Origin of the sequence: Serratia sp. CY56464 (genome assembly GCF_052168435.1) — a bacterium.
Classification (GTDB): Bacteria; Pseudomonadota; Gammaproteobacteria; order Enterobacterales; family Enterobacteriaceae; genus Serratia; species Serratia marcescens.
This window is the reverse complement of the sequence record NZ_JBJNMV010000001.1, coordinates 1420125-1435139: the sequence shown is the minus strand read 5'-3', so window position 1 is coordinate 1435139 and position 15015 is coordinate 1420125. Positions and strand designations below refer to the sequence as shown.

Annotated in this window: 15 protein-coding genes; 7 read left to right on the top strand and 8 right to left on the bottom strand. The window is 62.6% G+C overall.

Annotated elements, in window-relative coordinates:
- Positions 1-122: 122 nt before the first annotated feature.
- Positions 123-563 carry a DUF2569 domain-containing protein gene (locus tag ACJ8KE_RS06915; protein WP_016927891.1) on the bottom strand — a complete coding sequence of 147 codons (441 nt, stop codon included), beginning with the start codon at positions 561-563 and terminating at the stop codon, positions 123-125.
- 222 nt (positions 564-785) lie between these two features.
- Here ACJ8KE_RS06915 and ACJ8KE_RS06910 point away from each other — a divergent pair, with 222 nt between their 5' ends.
- Complete coding sequence (locus tag ACJ8KE_RS06910; protein ID WP_033640475.1) at positions 786-1826, top strand: oxidoreductase; 1041 nt, start codon at positions 786-788, stop codon at positions 1824-1826.
- A 72-nt stretch (positions 1827-1898) separates the two neighbouring features.
- The gene (locus tag ACJ8KE_RS06905) at positions 1899-2903 is read left to right on the top strand and encodes a bile acid:sodium symporter family protein (protein ID WP_016927889.1); all 1005 of its coding nucleotides are present in this window, start codon (positions 1899-1901) and stop codon (positions 2901-2903) included.
- A gap of 11 nt (positions 2904-2914) precedes the next feature.
- Here ACJ8KE_RS06905 and ACJ8KE_RS06900 read toward each other — a convergent pair whose 3' ends face one another.
- The 3 genes from ACJ8KE_RS06900 to ACJ8KE_RS06890 all read right to left on the bottom strand — a co-directional run bounded on the left by ACJ8KE_RS06900 (position 2915) and on the right by ACJ8KE_RS06890 (position 5460).
- The gene (locus tag ACJ8KE_RS06900; protein WP_261419599.1) at positions 2915-3460 is read right to left on the bottom strand and encodes an AAA family ATPase; all 546 of its coding nucleotides are present in this window, start codon (positions 3458-3460) and stop codon (positions 2915-2917) included.
- Between the two features lie 110 nt (positions 3461-3570).
- Positions 3571-4569, bottom strand: a complete 999-nt coding sequence (gene add, locus ACJ8KE_RS06895; protein WP_016927887.1) for an adenosine deaminase — start codon at positions 4567-4569, stop codon at positions 3571-3573.
- A gap of 135 nt (positions 4570-4704) precedes the next feature.
- Positions 4705-5460: a DeoR/GlpR family DNA-binding transcription regulator gene (locus ACJ8KE_RS06890; RefSeq protein WP_239441807.1), complete on the bottom strand. Its 756-nt coding sequence runs from the start codon at positions 5458-5460 to the stop codon at positions 4705-4707.
- A gap of 96 nt (positions 5461-5556) precedes the next feature.
- Here ACJ8KE_RS06890 and ACJ8KE_RS06885 point away from each other — a divergent pair, with 96 nt between their 5' ends.
- Positions 5557-6153, top strand: a complete 597-nt coding sequence (locus ACJ8KE_RS06885; protein ID WP_016927885.1) for an NUDIX domain-containing protein — start codon at positions 5557-5559, stop codon at positions 6151-6153.
- Positions 6150-6518 (top strand): NUDIX hydrolase, encoded by a 369-nt coding sequence (locus ACJ8KE_RS06880; RefSeq protein ID WP_143778939.1) that lies wholly within the window; start codon positions 6150-6152, stop codon positions 6516-6518. The genes ACJ8KE_RS06885 and ACJ8KE_RS06880 overlap by 4 nt, the downstream gene beginning before the upstream one ends.
- A gap of 32 nt (positions 6519-6550) precedes the next feature.
- On the opposite strand, the gene ACJ8KE_RS06875 is transcribed toward ACJ8KE_RS06880, so the two are convergent.
- Together ACJ8KE_RS06875 and malX are read right to left on the bottom strand one after the other, a co-directional pair.
- On the bottom strand, positions 6551-7732 hold the full coding sequence (locus ACJ8KE_RS06875) for a MalY/PatB family protein (protein ID WP_240294033.1): 1182 nt from the start codon (positions 7730-7732) through the stop codon (positions 6551-6553).
- Positions 7725-9344 carry a maltose/glucose-specific PTS transporter subunit IIBC gene (gene malX, locus ACJ8KE_RS06870; RefSeq protein WP_033640468.1) on the bottom strand — a complete coding sequence of 540 codons (1620 nt, stop codon included), beginning with the start codon at positions 9342-9344 and terminating at the stop codon, positions 7725-7727. Before malX ends, ACJ8KE_RS06875 begins: the two co-directional genes overlap by 8 nt.
- A gap of 223 nt (positions 9345-9567) precedes the next feature.
- Here malX and ACJ8KE_RS06865 point away from each other — a divergent pair, with 223 nt between their 5' ends.
- Entirely contained in the window at positions 9568-10599 is a 1032-nt protein-coding gene (locus ACJ8KE_RS06865; RefSeq protein WP_033640467.1) for a Mal regulon transcriptional regulator MalI, read from the top strand.
- Here ACJ8KE_RS06865 and ACJ8KE_RS06860 read toward each other — a convergent pair.
- On the bottom strand, positions 10596-11477 hold the full coding sequence (locus ACJ8KE_RS06860) for a LysR family transcriptional regulator (protein ID WP_097102130.1): 882 nt from the start codon (positions 11475-11477) through the stop codon (positions 10596-10598). The two genes, ACJ8KE_RS06865 and ACJ8KE_RS06860, sit on opposite strands and share 4 nt — an antisense overlap.
- 206 nt (positions 11478-11683) lie before the next feature.
- Here ACJ8KE_RS06860 and blaSRT point away from each other — a divergent pair, with 206 nt between their 5' ends.
- Positions 11684-12820, top strand: coding sequence for an SRT/SST family class C beta-lactamase (gene blaSRT / locus ACJ8KE_RS06855; RefSeq protein ID WP_442517178.1), 1137 nt, complete (start codon positions 11684-11686; stop codon positions 12818-12820).
- Between the two features lie 29 nt (positions 12821-12849).
- Here blaSRT and ACJ8KE_RS06850 read toward each other — a convergent pair whose 3' ends face one another.
- Positions 12850-13755: a LysR family transcriptional regulator gene (locus ACJ8KE_RS06850; RefSeq protein ID WP_016927878.1), complete on the bottom strand. Its 906-nt coding sequence runs from the start codon at positions 13753-13755 to the stop codon at positions 12850-12852.
- A gap of 102 nt (positions 13756-13857) precedes the next feature.
- Between ACJ8KE_RS06850 and ACJ8KE_RS06845 the strand changes: the two genes are divergently transcribed.
- A complete protein-coding gene (locus tag ACJ8KE_RS06845; RefSeq protein WP_028128186.1) occupies positions 13858-15012 on the top strand; it encodes a serine hydrolase domain-containing protein in 1155 nt (384 codons plus the stop codon).
- Positions 15013-15015 lie beyond the last annotated feature (3 nt).

The following is a 15015-nucleotide window of genomic DNA, read 5'->3' as shown; positions in this document are numbered from 1 at the left end:
AAAATAAAAGCCGCCTATTATCGGGAATCGGCGGCCGGACGACAACATATGAATCGCAGGGGTATTGCCTTTTTTGGCGAAAATTTACACAAAAAACCCGATAAAACGTGCTGCAATCGCCATTAACGTTCGGTAAAGGTGCCTTTGACCCGCTGCGAGCGCTTGATATAAGGCACCAGCAGCGCCGCCATCAGCAGCGGCCAGCCGAGGCTGCGCACCGCCACTTCATCCGGTACCGGCGCAAAGGCGAAGGCTTTCACCGCCAGGATCACCGTGATCAGCAGCCATAACAAGAACAGTTTGGGGAAGCGCTGCGAGCGCTGGCAAAACAGAAACACCAGCCACAGGGTGAAGCCCCACATCAAAAGCGTGGTCAGCACCGAAAAGTACCATTGCAGGGTAAACGCCTGGGCGTTGGTCAACAGATAATCGCGCGACTCGGGCATGAAGATCGCCATGGCGTACAGGAGCAGCATCAGGCTGGCGCTGAGCAGGGTGACGATCAGATAGGCCAGCGGGGCCAGCAACCAACCGCCGATACGAGTGTATTCAGCTTGAGACATAAAGGCTTCCTGATTGAAACGGGGATCACAGGCGGCATAGCTTAGCGGGTAATATAGGCTTCGTCATCTCTATCAAGCGGATAGCTCGGCATCGCGACGCCGGGCCGCACGTTTGGCTACTCCGGCCTCGCTTCGAATTAACATCTCATTTACTTCTTGTTCCATCCGGCCGCATGGTGTCAAATCGAAAGGGTCTGTCGTGAGCCAGCAAGAGGAAATCCCATGGCTGAGAAAATTCGTGTCGGGCTGGTCGGTTACGGCTACGCCGGCAAAACCTTTCATGCGCCGCTGATTGCCGGTACGCCGGGGCTGGAGTTGGCCGCCGTCTCCAGCAGCGATGCCGGCAAAGTGCACGCCGACTGGCCGTCGATGACGGTGGTGGGGGATGCGCAAGCGCTGTTCGCCGATCCGGCCCTCGATCTGATCGTCATTCCTACCCCCAACGATACCCATTTCCCGCTGGCGCAGCAGGCGTTGGCCGCCGGCAAGCACGTGGTGGTGGATAAACCGTTTACCGTGACGTTGTCACAAGCGCAGGCGCTGCAACAGCAGGCGCAGCAGAGCGGTTTACTGCTGTCGGTGTTCCACAACCGCCGCTGGGACAGCGATTTCCTTACCCTTAAAGCGCTGTTAAAGGACGGTTCGCTGGGCGAGGTGGTGTATTTCGAGTCGCATTTCGATCGCTACCGGCCGCAGGTGCGCCAGCGCTGGCGTGAACAAGGCGGCGTCGGCAGCGGCATCTGGTTCGATTTGGGGCCGCATCTGCTCGATCAGGCGCTGCAACTCTTCGGCAAACCCGAACGGCTGTTTGTCGATCTGGGTGAGCTGCGGCCGGGGGCGCAGGCGGTGGACTATTTCCACGCGCTGCTGAGCTATGGCGATCGCCGTGTGGTGCTGCACGCCAGCATGCTGGCGGCGGCAGAAAGCCCGCGCTACGTGGTGCACGGCACCCGCGGCAGCTATGTCAAATACGGCCTCGATCCGCAGGAAGACCGACTGAAGGCCGGCGAGCGTCTGCCGCAGGCCGATTGGGGCTATGACATGCGCGAGGGTGTAGTGACGCTGTCACGTGACGATCTGCTGGCGGAGCAACCGCTGCTCAACATTCCCGGCAATTACCCGGCTTATTACGCGGCGGTGCGCGACGCGATCGCCGGTACAGGCGAAAACCCGGTGCCGGCCGCCGACGCCATCGCGGTGATGGCATTGATCGAACTGGGGCTGGAATCGGCCCGGCTGCAGCAGGCGCTGCCGGTGGTTTGATACTGCCCATTTCTCTGTGCCCGGCGAAGCGTCGGGCCTTTTTACGACTTTACGTGCAAGGAAATTCGTTTCATGTCCTGGTTGCAGCGTTTGCGCATTGATAAATTTTTGCTGGTTCTGATTTTGGTGGTGATCGTCGCCTCGCTGTTCCCCTGCGAAGGCATCTGGAAAACCTTCTTTGAACACCTGACCACCGCGGCCATCGCGCTGCTGTTCTTTATGCACGGCGCCAAGCTGTCGCGCGAGGCGATCATCGCCGGCATGAGTCACTGGAAGCTGCATCTGCTGGTGTTCCTCAGCACTTTTGCGCTGTTCCCGCTGCTCGGGCTGGCGATGAACCTGCTGGTGCCGGGCATCATGACGCCGACGGTCTATCTCGGCTTCCTCTATCTGTGCGCGCTGCCGGCCACGGTGCAGTCGGCCATCGCTTTTACCTCGGCGGCAGGCGGCAACGTGGCGGCGGCGATCTGCAGCGCCTCGGCGTCGAGCATTCTTGGCGTGTTCCTGTCGCCGCTGCTGGTGGGGGCGTTGATGCATACTCAGGGCGGCAATACCGACGTGCTGCACGCCATCGGTTCAATCATTTTGCAATTGATGGTGCCGTTCGTGATCGGTCACCTGGCGCGGCCATTGATCGGCAAGTGGATCGACCGTCATCGTAAGCTGATCAACCTGACCGACCGTTCGTCGATCCTGCTGGTGGTGTATACCGCGTTCAGCGCGGCGGTGGTGGAAGGGATTTGGCACCGCATCGACGGTTGGTCGCTGCTGACCATTCTGGTGATGTCGCTGGTGCTGCTGACGGTGGTGCTGGTGATCAACACCTACGCGGCGCGCTGGCTGGGCTTCAACACCGCCGATGAGATCACCATCGTCTTCTGCGGTTCGAAAAAGAGCCTGGCGAACGGCATCCCGATGGCCAACGTGCTGTTCCCGGCCGCGGCGGTGGGCGCTATGGTGCTGCCGCTGATGATTTTCCACCAGGTTCAACTGATGGTGTGCGCGGTGCTGGCGCAGCGCTATGCGCGTAAAACCGCCAAACAGCGGGCCGAGGCGGAGGCGCTGGTGGCCAAATAGGCCGCAGGCCGCTAACGGCGGCTCAGCGCGTCGAGCAGAAAGTCGGCGCGCTCGTCCGGTGAGGCGCGCGGCAGTTCTTGCAGCTGATAGCCATAGCGGCGATAGACGGCCACCATCGCCCGGTAGGTCAGCTCGGCTTCGGCGAAAGATTGTTTTCTCTCGCTGTCCTGCGCGTAGATCGCTTGCCACGGCGGGGCGATGAACACCCTTTCGGCATAGCGAAAGGCGCCGATCGCCGCCGTCAAATGCGCGGGGATCGGCAGTCTGCACAGCGTGAGATACCCGGCGATATCCGGCAGCCCGCGATCGAAGAACCAGCATGTTTCCCCCGTCGCTTCGCGCCATGAGCGCAGTTCCCAATCGAGCATCCGCTCGGCGAAGGCCTGGCGATCGCCCCACGGCAGCGCATGGCCGCCGGTACTCACCTGATCCTGAATAATCGCCCGGCCCGCCTCCAAGGAGTGCGGGTAACCACGGCGATGAAGAACGTCGATGAGCGTGCTTTTGCCCGAACCCGGGCCGCCGGTTAGCACGATGCGGCGTAGTTTGTCAGACATGCGGAATTCCTCTCTTGCACCAGAGTGATGGGGTGAAAACAGTGATAAAGACGCGCAGGCGGAAGAAAACGGGGGGATGAGAAGAAGGCGCCGTTTGGCGCCTTGGGAGATTAGCCTTGAACTTTGGCGCGCAGCGCCTGTTTTTCCTGCTCGCTGAGGAAGGCCAGCTTCAGGCCGTTTTCCTGCGCGGTGCGGATTTCTTCCGGCGTCAGCCCGGCCTGCGGCGCGGCGACGCGGTATTCATGCTCGATCTCGATGCCCTGAACCGCCGGATCGTCGGTGTTGATTGACGCCAGCACGCCGTGGCGCAGGAAGGTGGCCAGCGGATGCTGCGCCAGCGACGGCACGGTGCTGGTTTGGATGTTGGAGGTCAGGCAGGATTCGATGCCGATGCCGTGTTCCGCCAGGAAGTCCATCAGCGCCGGATCTTCGACCGCTTTCACCCCGTGGCCGATACGTTCGGCGCCCAGCTCGCGGATCGCCTGCCAGATGCTTTCCGGGCCGGCGGCTTCGCCCGCGTGCACGGTGATGCGCAGGCCGGCGTCGCGGGCGCGGTTGAAGTGGCTGAGGAACAGGCTGCCGGGGAAGCCCAGCTCATCGCCCGCCAAATCCAGCGCGGTAATGCCGTCGCGGTGCGCCAGCAATCCTTCCAGCTCCTGCAGACAGGCGGCCTCGCCGAAGGTGCGGCTCATGATGCCGATCAGGCGAATGTCGATATCACGATCGCGGCAGCCCGAACGAATCCCGTCGATCACCGCTTCCACCACGCCGGCGACCGGGAGTTGATGCTTCATCGCCATGTAGTAAGGGGAGAAACGCAGCTCGGCATAGTGCAGGCCGGCGTTGGCGGCGTCCTCGACGTTTTCGTAAGCCACCCGGCGGCAGGCGTCCAGATCGCCCAGCACCGCCACGCCCCAGTCCAGTTTCTGCAGGAAGCTGACCAGATCCGGTTCGGCATGGGTGATCTGCACGTGCGGGCGCAGGCTCTCCAAATCGTTGGCCGGCAGGGCAAGATTGAACTGGCGGCCGAGGTCGAGAATGGTCTGCGCGCGGATGTTGCCGTCGAGATGGCGGTGAATATCGGTAAGCGGTAGGCGGGGATCGATCATGCTGGGCACTCGCTAATTATCGTAGGTAAAGTGCAGAACAGTATAAAAACAAATGGATGAAACTTTCTATCGCGTTGCATAAAAAAGTGATGTGAATCACAAATAATGCGCGATATATCGCATTATCGTCGCGAATCAGGCTTTCAACACGCTGACGCCCGCCTGCTGCAACGGCGCGATCAGCGCGTCATCGGTAGCCCGCTCAACGATGACGGTGTGCGCCAGCGTAATATCGCCGATCGCATACTGCGAGGCGGCGTTAAGCTTGGCGGCGGAGGCCAGCACCACGGTTTCCGCCGCGCGGGCCGCCAGCGCGCGTTTGATGTAGGCCTCCTCCAGATCGCCGGTGCTCAGCCCCGCGGTGGGGTGTACGCCGGTCACGCCCATGAAATAAATATCGGCGCGGATATGCGACATCGCTTCTACGGCGGCGGCGCCGACGCTGACGATCGAATGCTTATACAGTCGGCCGCCGATCAGGATCACCTCGACGGTGGGGTGATCGACCAACCCCACGGCGACGCTGGGGCTGTGGGTGACGATGGTGGCGTTGAGGTTGGCCGGCAGTTGCCTGACCAGCTCTGCGGAGGTGGTGCCGCCGTCGATGATCACCACCTGGCCGGGGGCGATCAGCGCCGCCGCCGCTTTGGCGATCGCGCGTTTGGCGCCGGATTCCAAGTGATTGCGTTCGGCGAAGCTGGCGAGGGCGGAAGAAACCGGCAGGGCGCCGCCGTGCACCCGCTGCAGCAACCCCTCGGCGTCCAGTTCACGCAGATCGCGCCGGACCGTATCTTCCGACAGCCCGAACATCTCGCTGAGCTGTTTGGCCAAGACCTGACCATCCTGGGCCAGTTTTTCCAAAATGATCTTCTTGCGTTGGCTGGTCAACATGGCCATTTCCTCTCAAATTTCCTATGCACGAAATGTCTTGATCATACACGAAACTGCACGATAGTATCAATTTCCTTCCTCTGGCGGAGTAAACCGATGATAGCCACCAAAGACAGGGTTCGCATTGTCGAAACCCGGGTGTTGTCCGATGACTGGTACCTGCTGAAAAAAACCACCTTTGATTTTCTGCGGCGCGACGGCGTCTGGCAACGGCAAAGCCGTGAGACTTACGATCGCGGTGACGGCGCGGTGATTTTGCTGTTCAACCGGCAGGCGCAAACGGTGATCCTGACGCGCCAGTTCCGCTTTCCGGTGTTCGTCAACGGTCATGACGGCATGCTGATTGAGGCCGCCGCCGGGCTGTTGGACGACGCGTCGCCGGAGGCGCGCATCCGCGCCGAAGTTGAAGAGGAAACCGGCTATTTCGTGCAGAACGTGGAGAAAGTGTTTGAGGCGTACATGAGCCCTGGCTCGGTCACCGAAAAGCTGCACTTTTTCGTCGGTGAATATCAGGCGAGCGATCGCCTCAACGAGGGCGGCGGGCTGGCGGCGGAGGGGGAAGATTTGGAGGTGATCGAGCTGCCGCTGGCGCAGGCCCTGCAGGCGGTTCGTCAGGGTACGATCGTTGACGCCAAAACCATCATGCTGCTGCAGTTTGTCGCCTTGAATCGGACGTTGGAGGAACAACGATGAAAGCACAACAAATCTTGATCGCCGGACCCTATCGCAGCGGCACCGATGGCGATCCGCAGCGTATCGCCGCCAATCTGGCGCGCCTGGAACAGGCGGCGCTGGCGGTTTACCAGCGGGGGCACGTGCCGGTGATCGGCGAGTGGCTGGCGCTGCCTTTGGCGGCCGCGGCCGGTTCCACTCAGGTTGGCGATGCGGTCAGCGAGGCGTTTCTTTACCCGGTGGCTCACCGACTGATTGCGCAGTGTCAGGCGGTGTATCGCATCGAAGGGGTGTCTGCGGGGGCCGATAACGACGTGCGGTTGGCTAGCGAATGGGGATTGGCGGTCTATCGTCATCTGGAGGAAATCCCGTTTGTTCAGACGTAACGGAGGGGCGGGCAGAGGCTCGCCCCCTCGCGCTATTGCTCGTCCAGCACAAACCTCAATCCGGCGATCAGCTTGTCCATGCCGGCTTCCAGCTTGCTGCGCGGGCAGCCGACGTTGAGGCGCAGGAACCCGCGGCCTTCTTCGCCGTAGGTAAAGCCCGGCATGATCGCCACCTTTTCACGCTCGATCAGCACCTGCTGCAGCGCCCGATCGTCCACGGCCAGCGGCCGCAGATCGATCCAGGCCAGGTAGGTGGCCTGCGGCGGGCGCCAGCCCAGCGTGGGAAACGCCTGCTCCAGCCGCTCGGCGACGTAGGTCAGATTATCCTGCAGATAGTCGCGCAGGGCGTCCAGCCAGGGTGCGCCGTGGCGATAGGCGGCCACGTGCGCCGCCACCGCCAGCACCGCCGGCGAGGAAAGGCCGTCGCGGGCTTTTAGCTGCTGGAAATAGGTTTCGCGGCTGGCGTCGTCGCTGATAAAGCCGTAGGCGCCGGTCAGTGCCGGAATGTTAAAACTCTTGGAGCCGGAGGTCAGCAAGGCCCAGGCGCAGGTCGCCACCTGGCTCCACGGCGTATGGCGGTGTTCACCCCATGCCATATCCATGTGGATTTCGTCGCTGATGACGCGCACGTCGTGGCGCTCGCACAGTTCGGCCATCTGCTGCAGCTCGTCGCGGTGCCACACCTTGCCGGTGGGGTTGTGCGGGCTGCACAGCAGCAGGATCTTGGTTTGCGGCCGCGCCAGCAACGCCTCAAGGTGCGCCATGTCGCAGCGCCAGTCGTCGCCGGCCTTGTGCAGCGGGCAGGCCAACAGCTGGCGTTGGTTGGCGAGGATCACCTTGTAGAAGGCGTCGTAAGCCGGGGTATGGGTCACCACATAGTCGCCCGGTACGGACCATTGGCGGATCAGCTGCGCCGCCATGTAGATAACGGAAGGGCCGTACACCGCCGTTGCGGTGTCGATGGCGACGTTGAAACGTTGCTGATACCAGTGGCGCAGCGCGCCGAGAAAATCTTCATGCTGCCAGCGGCTGTAGCCCAGCACGCCGTGCTGCAGGCGCTGTTGCAGCGCCTCGAGAATGCACGGCGCGGTGGCGAAATCCATATCGGAGATGGTGAACGGCAGCAGGTCGTCGCTGCCGAAACGATCGGCGATATAGTCCCACTGGGTGCACCAGGTGCCGTGGCGGTCGATCGGGGTGGAGAAATCAAACATGGGTGGCTCCCTGCAGCGCCGCGGCAGGTTGCGCCGTGGCTATCAGTGAGTCTAATTCATCTTTCACCGATTGCACCTGCGGGCCGATCACCACCTGCAGATTGTGGTCGTTGAGATGCACTACGCCGATGGCGCGATTGGCTTTCAGCGCCGCGTCGTCCACCCGGCTCATGTCGTTGACCGACAGGCGCAGGCGGGTGATGCAGTTGTCCAGCGTGATAATGTTGCCCGGGCCGCCGAGGGCCGCCAGAATCGCCGGCACGTTGTAGCCGGATTTGCCCACCGCGCCGCTCGGCGCGCTTTGGCTGACGGCGCTGTCGCTCTCACGGCCCGGCGTTTTGATGTTAAAGCGCTGGATGGCGAAGCGGAAAATGGCGTAATAGCCGACGAACCAAACGGCGGCCACCACCGGCACCAGATACCACTTGGTGGCGGTGCCGTGCAGAATGCCGAACACCACGAAGTCGATGATGTTGCCGTCGGTGTTGCCGATGGTCACGCCCAGCAGCGCCATCACGGTAAAGCCCAACCCGGTGAGCAGCGCGTGGATCAGATACAGGAACGGCGCGACGAACAGGAACAGGAACTCGATCGGCTCGGTGGTGCCGCCAACCACGCAGGCCACCACGCCGGAAATCAACAGCCCTTTGATTTTATGGCGGTTCTCCGGTTTGGCGCAGTGGTACATCGCCAGCGCCGCGCCCGGCAGCCCCCCGAGGAACGCCGGCATTTTACCCTGCGACAGGAAGCGGGTGGCGCTCTCGGCGAAGCCGGTGGTGGTCGGACAGGAGAGCTGCGCCTGGAAGATGGTCAGGGCGCCGCTGACGCTGTGGCCGCACACCTCCATCGTGCCGCCTGCCTCGGTAAAGCGGATCAGCGCCACCAGAATGTGCTGCAGGCCGAACGGCAGCAGCAAGCGTTCGCCGGTGCCGAACAGCATTGGGCCAAAGGCGCCGGCGCTGTTGATCACCCAACCCAGCCCGGTGATGCCGGCGGCGAACCACGGCCAGATCAGCGGGATCACCAGGCCGCACAGCCCCAGCACCACGGTGGTCACGATCGGCACGAAGCGCGTGCCGCCGAAGAACGCCAGCGCGTCCGGCAGGCGGATGGTGTGGAAGCGTTCATGCAGGCGATAGACGATGATGCCGACGATCACCGCGCCGAGGATGCCGGTATCGATCGACTGAATGCCGAGGATGTTCTGGATATTGTTGGCTTTCAGCACCAACGGATCGCTGGTGGGCAGCACGCCGGCGGCGGTCAGGTAGAAGTTGGTGCCCAGATTCAGCACGGCGAAGCCGACGAAACCGGAGAAGGCGGCGACGCCTTTGTTTTCGCGCGCCATGCCCAGCGGAATGGCGATGGCGAACATCACCGGCAGGAAGCTGAAGGCGAAGGAGCCTACCTTGCTCATCCAGGTAAAGATCAGCTGGAAGATCGGGTGGCCGATAAACGGCATCAGGGTGATCACGTCGCGGCTGCTCAGCGAGCTGCCGATCCCCAGCATGATGCCGCAGAAAGAGAGCAAGGCGACGGGCAACATGAACGTTTTGCCCAGGCTCTGGAAGAACTCCCAGAGGGTGATTTTGGGTTTGTTGGCTGCTGACATAACCGACTTCTCCTGGCGAAAAGACGAGCAAAAAGGGGACTTCTGATTAGGTAAAAAGAAGATAAAACGTTTTACCTAGCAAAAATGCGCCGCCAATCACAAATCTGCCGCCCGGTTTTTGGCGACAATGCGGCAGGCAGTAAAACGTTTTACTGAGCTAACGGATTCGGTATACCCTTGATCATTACGGCGCGGGTTGCCCAGGAACGGGTTCGCAGAGACTATGAGCATCAAAAAAATCACCATCACCGATGTGGCGCAGCAGGCGGGCGTGTCGGTCACCACGGTTTCCCTGGTGTTGAGCGGCAAAGGGCGCATTTCGCCGACCACCGCCGAGAAGGTCAATCAGGCGATAGAGCAGCTGGGTTATGTGCGCAATCGCCAGGCGGCGACGCTGCGCGGCGGGGAGTCCGGAGTGATTGGCCTTATTCTGCGCGACATTTGCGAACCCTTCTATGCCGAAATGACCGCCGGGCTGAGCGAAGCGCTGGAGGCGCACGACAAGCTGTTGTTTTTGACGCAGAGCGGGCGTGACGGCCAGGGCTTGCAGCGGGCGTTTGACGCGCTGCTGGCGCAGGGCGTCGACGGCATCGTGCTGGCGGGCGGCATCCGCGCGGCAGCTGGGCTGAAGGAAAAGGCGGCCGAGCAGGGCGTGCCGCTGGTCTGCGTGGCGCGCTCCAGTGGTCTCGATGGGGTGGACGTGGTGCGGCCGGACAATATGCAGGCCGCCAAGTTGGCCACCGAATTTTTGATCAAACGCGGTCACAGCCAAATCGCCTACCTCGGCGGCCAGAGCGACTCATTGACGCGCGCCGAGCGGTTGGGCGGTTTTTGCGCCACGCTGGTGCAGTACGGCCTGCCGTTTCGCAGCGAATGGATCGTCGAGTGCGATTGCCGGCAGCGTGAGGCGGCGGAAGCGGCAGAGCAACTGCTGCGCCACTACCCGAACATTACCGCCATCGTCTGCCACAAGGCGTCGGTGGCGCTTGGCGCCTATTTTGGCCTGACGCGCAGTGGCCGCAGTATCGGCTCGGACGGGGTCGACGCCTACTATGGCCGGCAGGTGGCGCTGATCGGTTTCGGCGACGTGCCGGAGGCCGAACTGACTGAGCCGCCGCTGACCTTCGTCTCCAGCTCGGCGCGGGAAGTGGGGCGCAGCGCCGCCGCGCGCCTGCTGCAGCGCATCGGTGACGCCGATCTGCCGGCGCAGAACGTCATTTTGCCGCCGACGCTGATCCGGCGCGGCTCCGCCTAGTCCCGCCGCTGTTCCTCTTCCGCCTCCCGGCGGATCCAGCCGATAAAGGTTTTCATCGCCGGCGTCAGATCCCGCGATTTCAAATGAGTCAGCCAATAGGCGCCGAGCGCGGCCTCGGCGGCGAATGGCCGCTGCAGCGCGCCGGCGGCCAGTTCGCGGCGGAACATGCTGACCGGCGCCAGCGCCACGCCGTCGCACTGGATCGCGCCTTCCACCATCAGCCGGGATGAGTCGAACACCGGTCCGTTGATCCGCCACGGCGTCACCTGCGCAGCCGTGAACCAGCGCTCCCATTCATCCTTGCGGTAAGTGCGCATCAGCTGCTCGTGCTGCAGATCCTGCGGCGTGCGCAAGCGCGCGGCGACCGCCGGCGGGCAGAGCACCGTCAGCGGCGCGTCGAACAGCTTGATATTGCAGGTGGCGGGCCAGAGACCTTCGCCGAAGCGGATGGCGAAATCCATGCCGTCGGCCGACAGATTGACCAGGTTGTTGTGGGTCAGCACCCGCAGATCGATGAACGGATGCGCCGCGCGGAACGCCGCCAGCCGCGGCAACAGCCAGCCGACGGCGAAGGTGCCGACCACCGCCACCGTCAGCACCTCGTGGAAATGCCCGCCTTCGAACTGCTGCAGCACCGCCTCGATGCGGTCGAAAGCGTCGCTCAACACCGGCAGCAGCGCCTGGCCCTCTTCGGTCAGATCCAACCCGCGCGGCAGGCGGCGGAACAGCTGAATGCCCAGCTGTTCTTCCAGCATGCGCACCTGCTGGCTGACGGCGGCCTGGGTGACGCGCAGCTCCAGGCCGGCGCGGGTGAAGTTCAGGTGGCGGGCGGAGGATTCGAACGCCCGCAGGGCGTTGAGGGGAAGTCGGTTGCGCATTGTCGATAGCCATAAGTTTTTCTTTATGCTGGCTGAAATTATTATCGCTTGTCAACCCGACGGCAAAATCCGATATTTGGCGCGGCTGCTGAGAGCGTCGCGGCAGCCGTAAAGGAATGACATCATCAACCAGGGAAAGCGCCGTGCATAACGCCAATAAAAACTTTTGGCCGCGGCCGATGCCCTGCAACCGAAGAGCCTCTATCATGACGAAAATGAACCGCCTGGCGGCCGCGCTGATCGCCGCACTGATCTTGCCGACCGCGCACGCCGCGCAGCAGCAGGATATCGACGCCGTTATTCAGCCGCTGATGAAAAAATATGGCGTGCCGGGCATGGCGATCGCCGTGTCGGTCGACGGCAAACAGCAGATTTACCCGTATGGCGTCGCTTCGAAGCAGACCGGCAAACCGATCACCGAGCAGACGCTGTTCGAAGTGGGCTCGCTGAGCAAAACCTTCACCGCGACGCTGGCGGTCTATGCGCAGCAGCAGGGCAAGCTGTCGTTCAACGATCCGGCCAGCCGCTACCTGCCCGAGCTGCGCGGCAGCGCCTTCGACGGCGTCAGCCTGCTGAATCTGGCGACGCATACCTCCGGCCTGCCGCTGTTCGTGCCGGACGACGTGACCGACAACGCCCAACTGATGGCCTACTACCGGGCCTGGCAGCCGAAACACCCGGCGGGCAGCTACCGCGTCTATTCCAATCTCGGCATCGGCATGCTGGGCATGATCGCCGCCAAGAGCCTCGACCAGCCGTTTACCCAGGCGATGGAACAGGGGATGCTGCCGGCGTTGGGCATGAGCCACACCTACGTTCAGGTGCCGGCGGCGCAGATGGCCAACTATGCGCAGGGCTACAACAAGGACGATAAGCCTGTGCGGGTCAATCCCGGCCCGCTGGACGCCGAGTCTTACGGCATCAAGTCCAACGCTCGCGATCTGATTCGCTATCTGGACGCCAACCTGCAGCAGGTGAAGGTCGCGCAGCCGTGGTGTGAGGCGCTGACCGCGACGCACGTCGGTTATTACAAGGCGGGCGCGTTCACGCAGGATCTGATGTGGGAGAACTACCCATACCCGGTGAAACTGTCTCGTTTGATCGAGGGCAACAACGCCGGGATGATCATGAACGGCACGCCGGCTACCGCCATCACGCCGCCGCAGCCGGAATTGCGCGCCGGCTGGTATAACAAAACCGGCTCTACCGGCGGTTTCTCCACCTACGCGGTGTTTATCCCGGCGAAGAATATCGCCGTGGTGATGCTGGCCAACAAATGGTTCCCGAACGACGATCGGGTCGAGGCGGCTTACCGCATCGTGCAAGCGCTGGATAAGCGCTGATCGTGGGGGGCGCCGTCGGGGCGCCCCTGTTACCGGTGCTGTCGATCTCGCCGCTCGCGCATGAAATCGATAAAGGCGCGCAGCTTGAGCGGCAGATGCCTGCCGGCGGGAAAGTAGATGAAAAATCCGGATGCCTCGCTGGCATACTCCGGCAGCACTTCCACCAGATCGCCCTGCGCCAGCTCCTGCAACACCGTACCCTGAAAACGCTGTGCGATACCCAGCCCCGCCAACGCCGCATCCTTGATCAGCCGATCTTCGTTAAAGATCAAACTGCCGCTGACGTCCAGCGCCCGCTCATCGCCGTGCCGACTGAAATACCAGGGTTCCAATTTGCCGCTGCCGGGAAAACGGTAGCGCAGGCAATGGTGCGCGAGCAGATCGTCCGGCGTGGCCGGCGCGCCGCAACGCGCCAGATAGTCGGACGAGGCGACCAGCACCCGGCGCTGGCCGTTGTCGATTGGCACGGCGATCATGTCCTTTTGCAACATGGCGTGCATGCGAATGCCGGCATCGAAACTGCCCAGCACCAGATCGGAAAAGCGGTCTTCGGTAAACAGCTCAAGCTGCACTTCGGGATAGCGTCGCTGAAATTCCGCCAGGTGCGGCATCACCAGCAGCGAAGCGGCCAGCTGCGGCAGCGTAATGCGCAGCAGGCCCGCCGGCTGCGCGCCCAGGGCGCGCACGTCGTCCGCCGCCACGTCGATCTGGCTCATGGCTGGCGACACCTTCTGATAGAACAACCGGCCCTCGTCGCTGAGGCGCACCGAGCGGCTGGTGCGGTGGAATAACCTCACTCCGAGCTGATTCTCCAGCGCCTGAATGTTTTGCGACACCGCCGGCGGCGTGACGCCCAGTTGGCTGGCCGCGCGGGTAAAGTTGCCCAGCCGTGCCACGGCTTCGAAATAGGGCAGCAGTTGCAGGAGTGAACTCATCTATTAATAACCTGTGCTTAATGATTCATTAAATTATGCCTTATTTTAATTTATGGCGAACGTTTTAGACTGGTTTTACTTTCCCTCAGCGAGATGAAAATCATGTCGGCAACACAACAGGCGTTAACAGAACGGATCGCGGCGATCGATCAACAGGCGATGGCCGAAGGGCGTATCGTGGGCAGCGTGGTGCTGGTGGCGCGGCGGGGCGAGATTTGTTACGCCGGGGCGGCCGGCTATGCCGACCGCGAAGCGCGCCGGCCGATGCGGCGGGAAACGCAGTTTCGGCTGTCGTCGGTCTCCAAACCCTATACCACGCTGGCGGCGCTGCGCCTGATTGAGCGGGGCAAACTGAGCCTGGACGATGCGGTCAGCGATTGGCTGCCGTGGTTTACCCCGGCGCTGGCGGATGGCCGCCGCCCGACGATCAAGATCCGCCATTTGCTGAGCCATACCGCCGGTCTGGACTATCGGCTGAACCAACCGCCGGCGGGCGTTTACCATCAGTTGGGGATCCAGGACGGCGTGGAGCTGTCGACGCTGACGCTGGAGCAAAACCTGCGGCTGTTGGCGCAGGCGCCGTTGCTGTCGGAACCGGGAGAGCGCTTCAATTATTCACTGGCGATCGACGTGCTTGGCGCGGTGCTGGAGCGGGTGACGGGCATGTCGCTGCCGCAGCTGTTTGTCGAATGGGTGGCGCAGCCGCTGGGGCTTGGCAACACCGCATTCCATGCGACGGACGCCGTGAACCTGGCGACGCCGTATTACAACACGCCGCAAGGGCCGCTGCGTATGCATGAAGGTCTGCGGATCGCCTTGCCGGAAGGCATGGCGGGGGGAGAAGTGACGTTCTCGCCGGCGCGCGCGCTTAACGCGGAGGCTTATCCTTCCGGCGGCGCGGGCATGGTCGGCGATGCCGACGATGTGCTGAAGCTGGTGGAAGCGTTGCGCAGCGGCGGGCAGGGCATGTTGCAGCCGGAGACGGTGGCGTTGCTGCGCAGCCCGCACGTGGGTGCGCAGGCGCAAACGCAAGGGCCGGGCTGGGGCTTCGGCTTTGGTGGCGCGCTGCTGATTGACGCAGAAGCGGTGCAGACGCCGCAGCACGCCGGCACGCTGACCTGGGGCGGCGTTTACGGCCACAGCTGGTTCTTTGATCCACAGGCGCAGCTGAGCGTGGTGATACTGACCAACACCGCGTTTGAAGGCATGTGCGGTTATTATCCGCAGCAGATCCGCGATGCGGTTTATGCGGCGTAAATA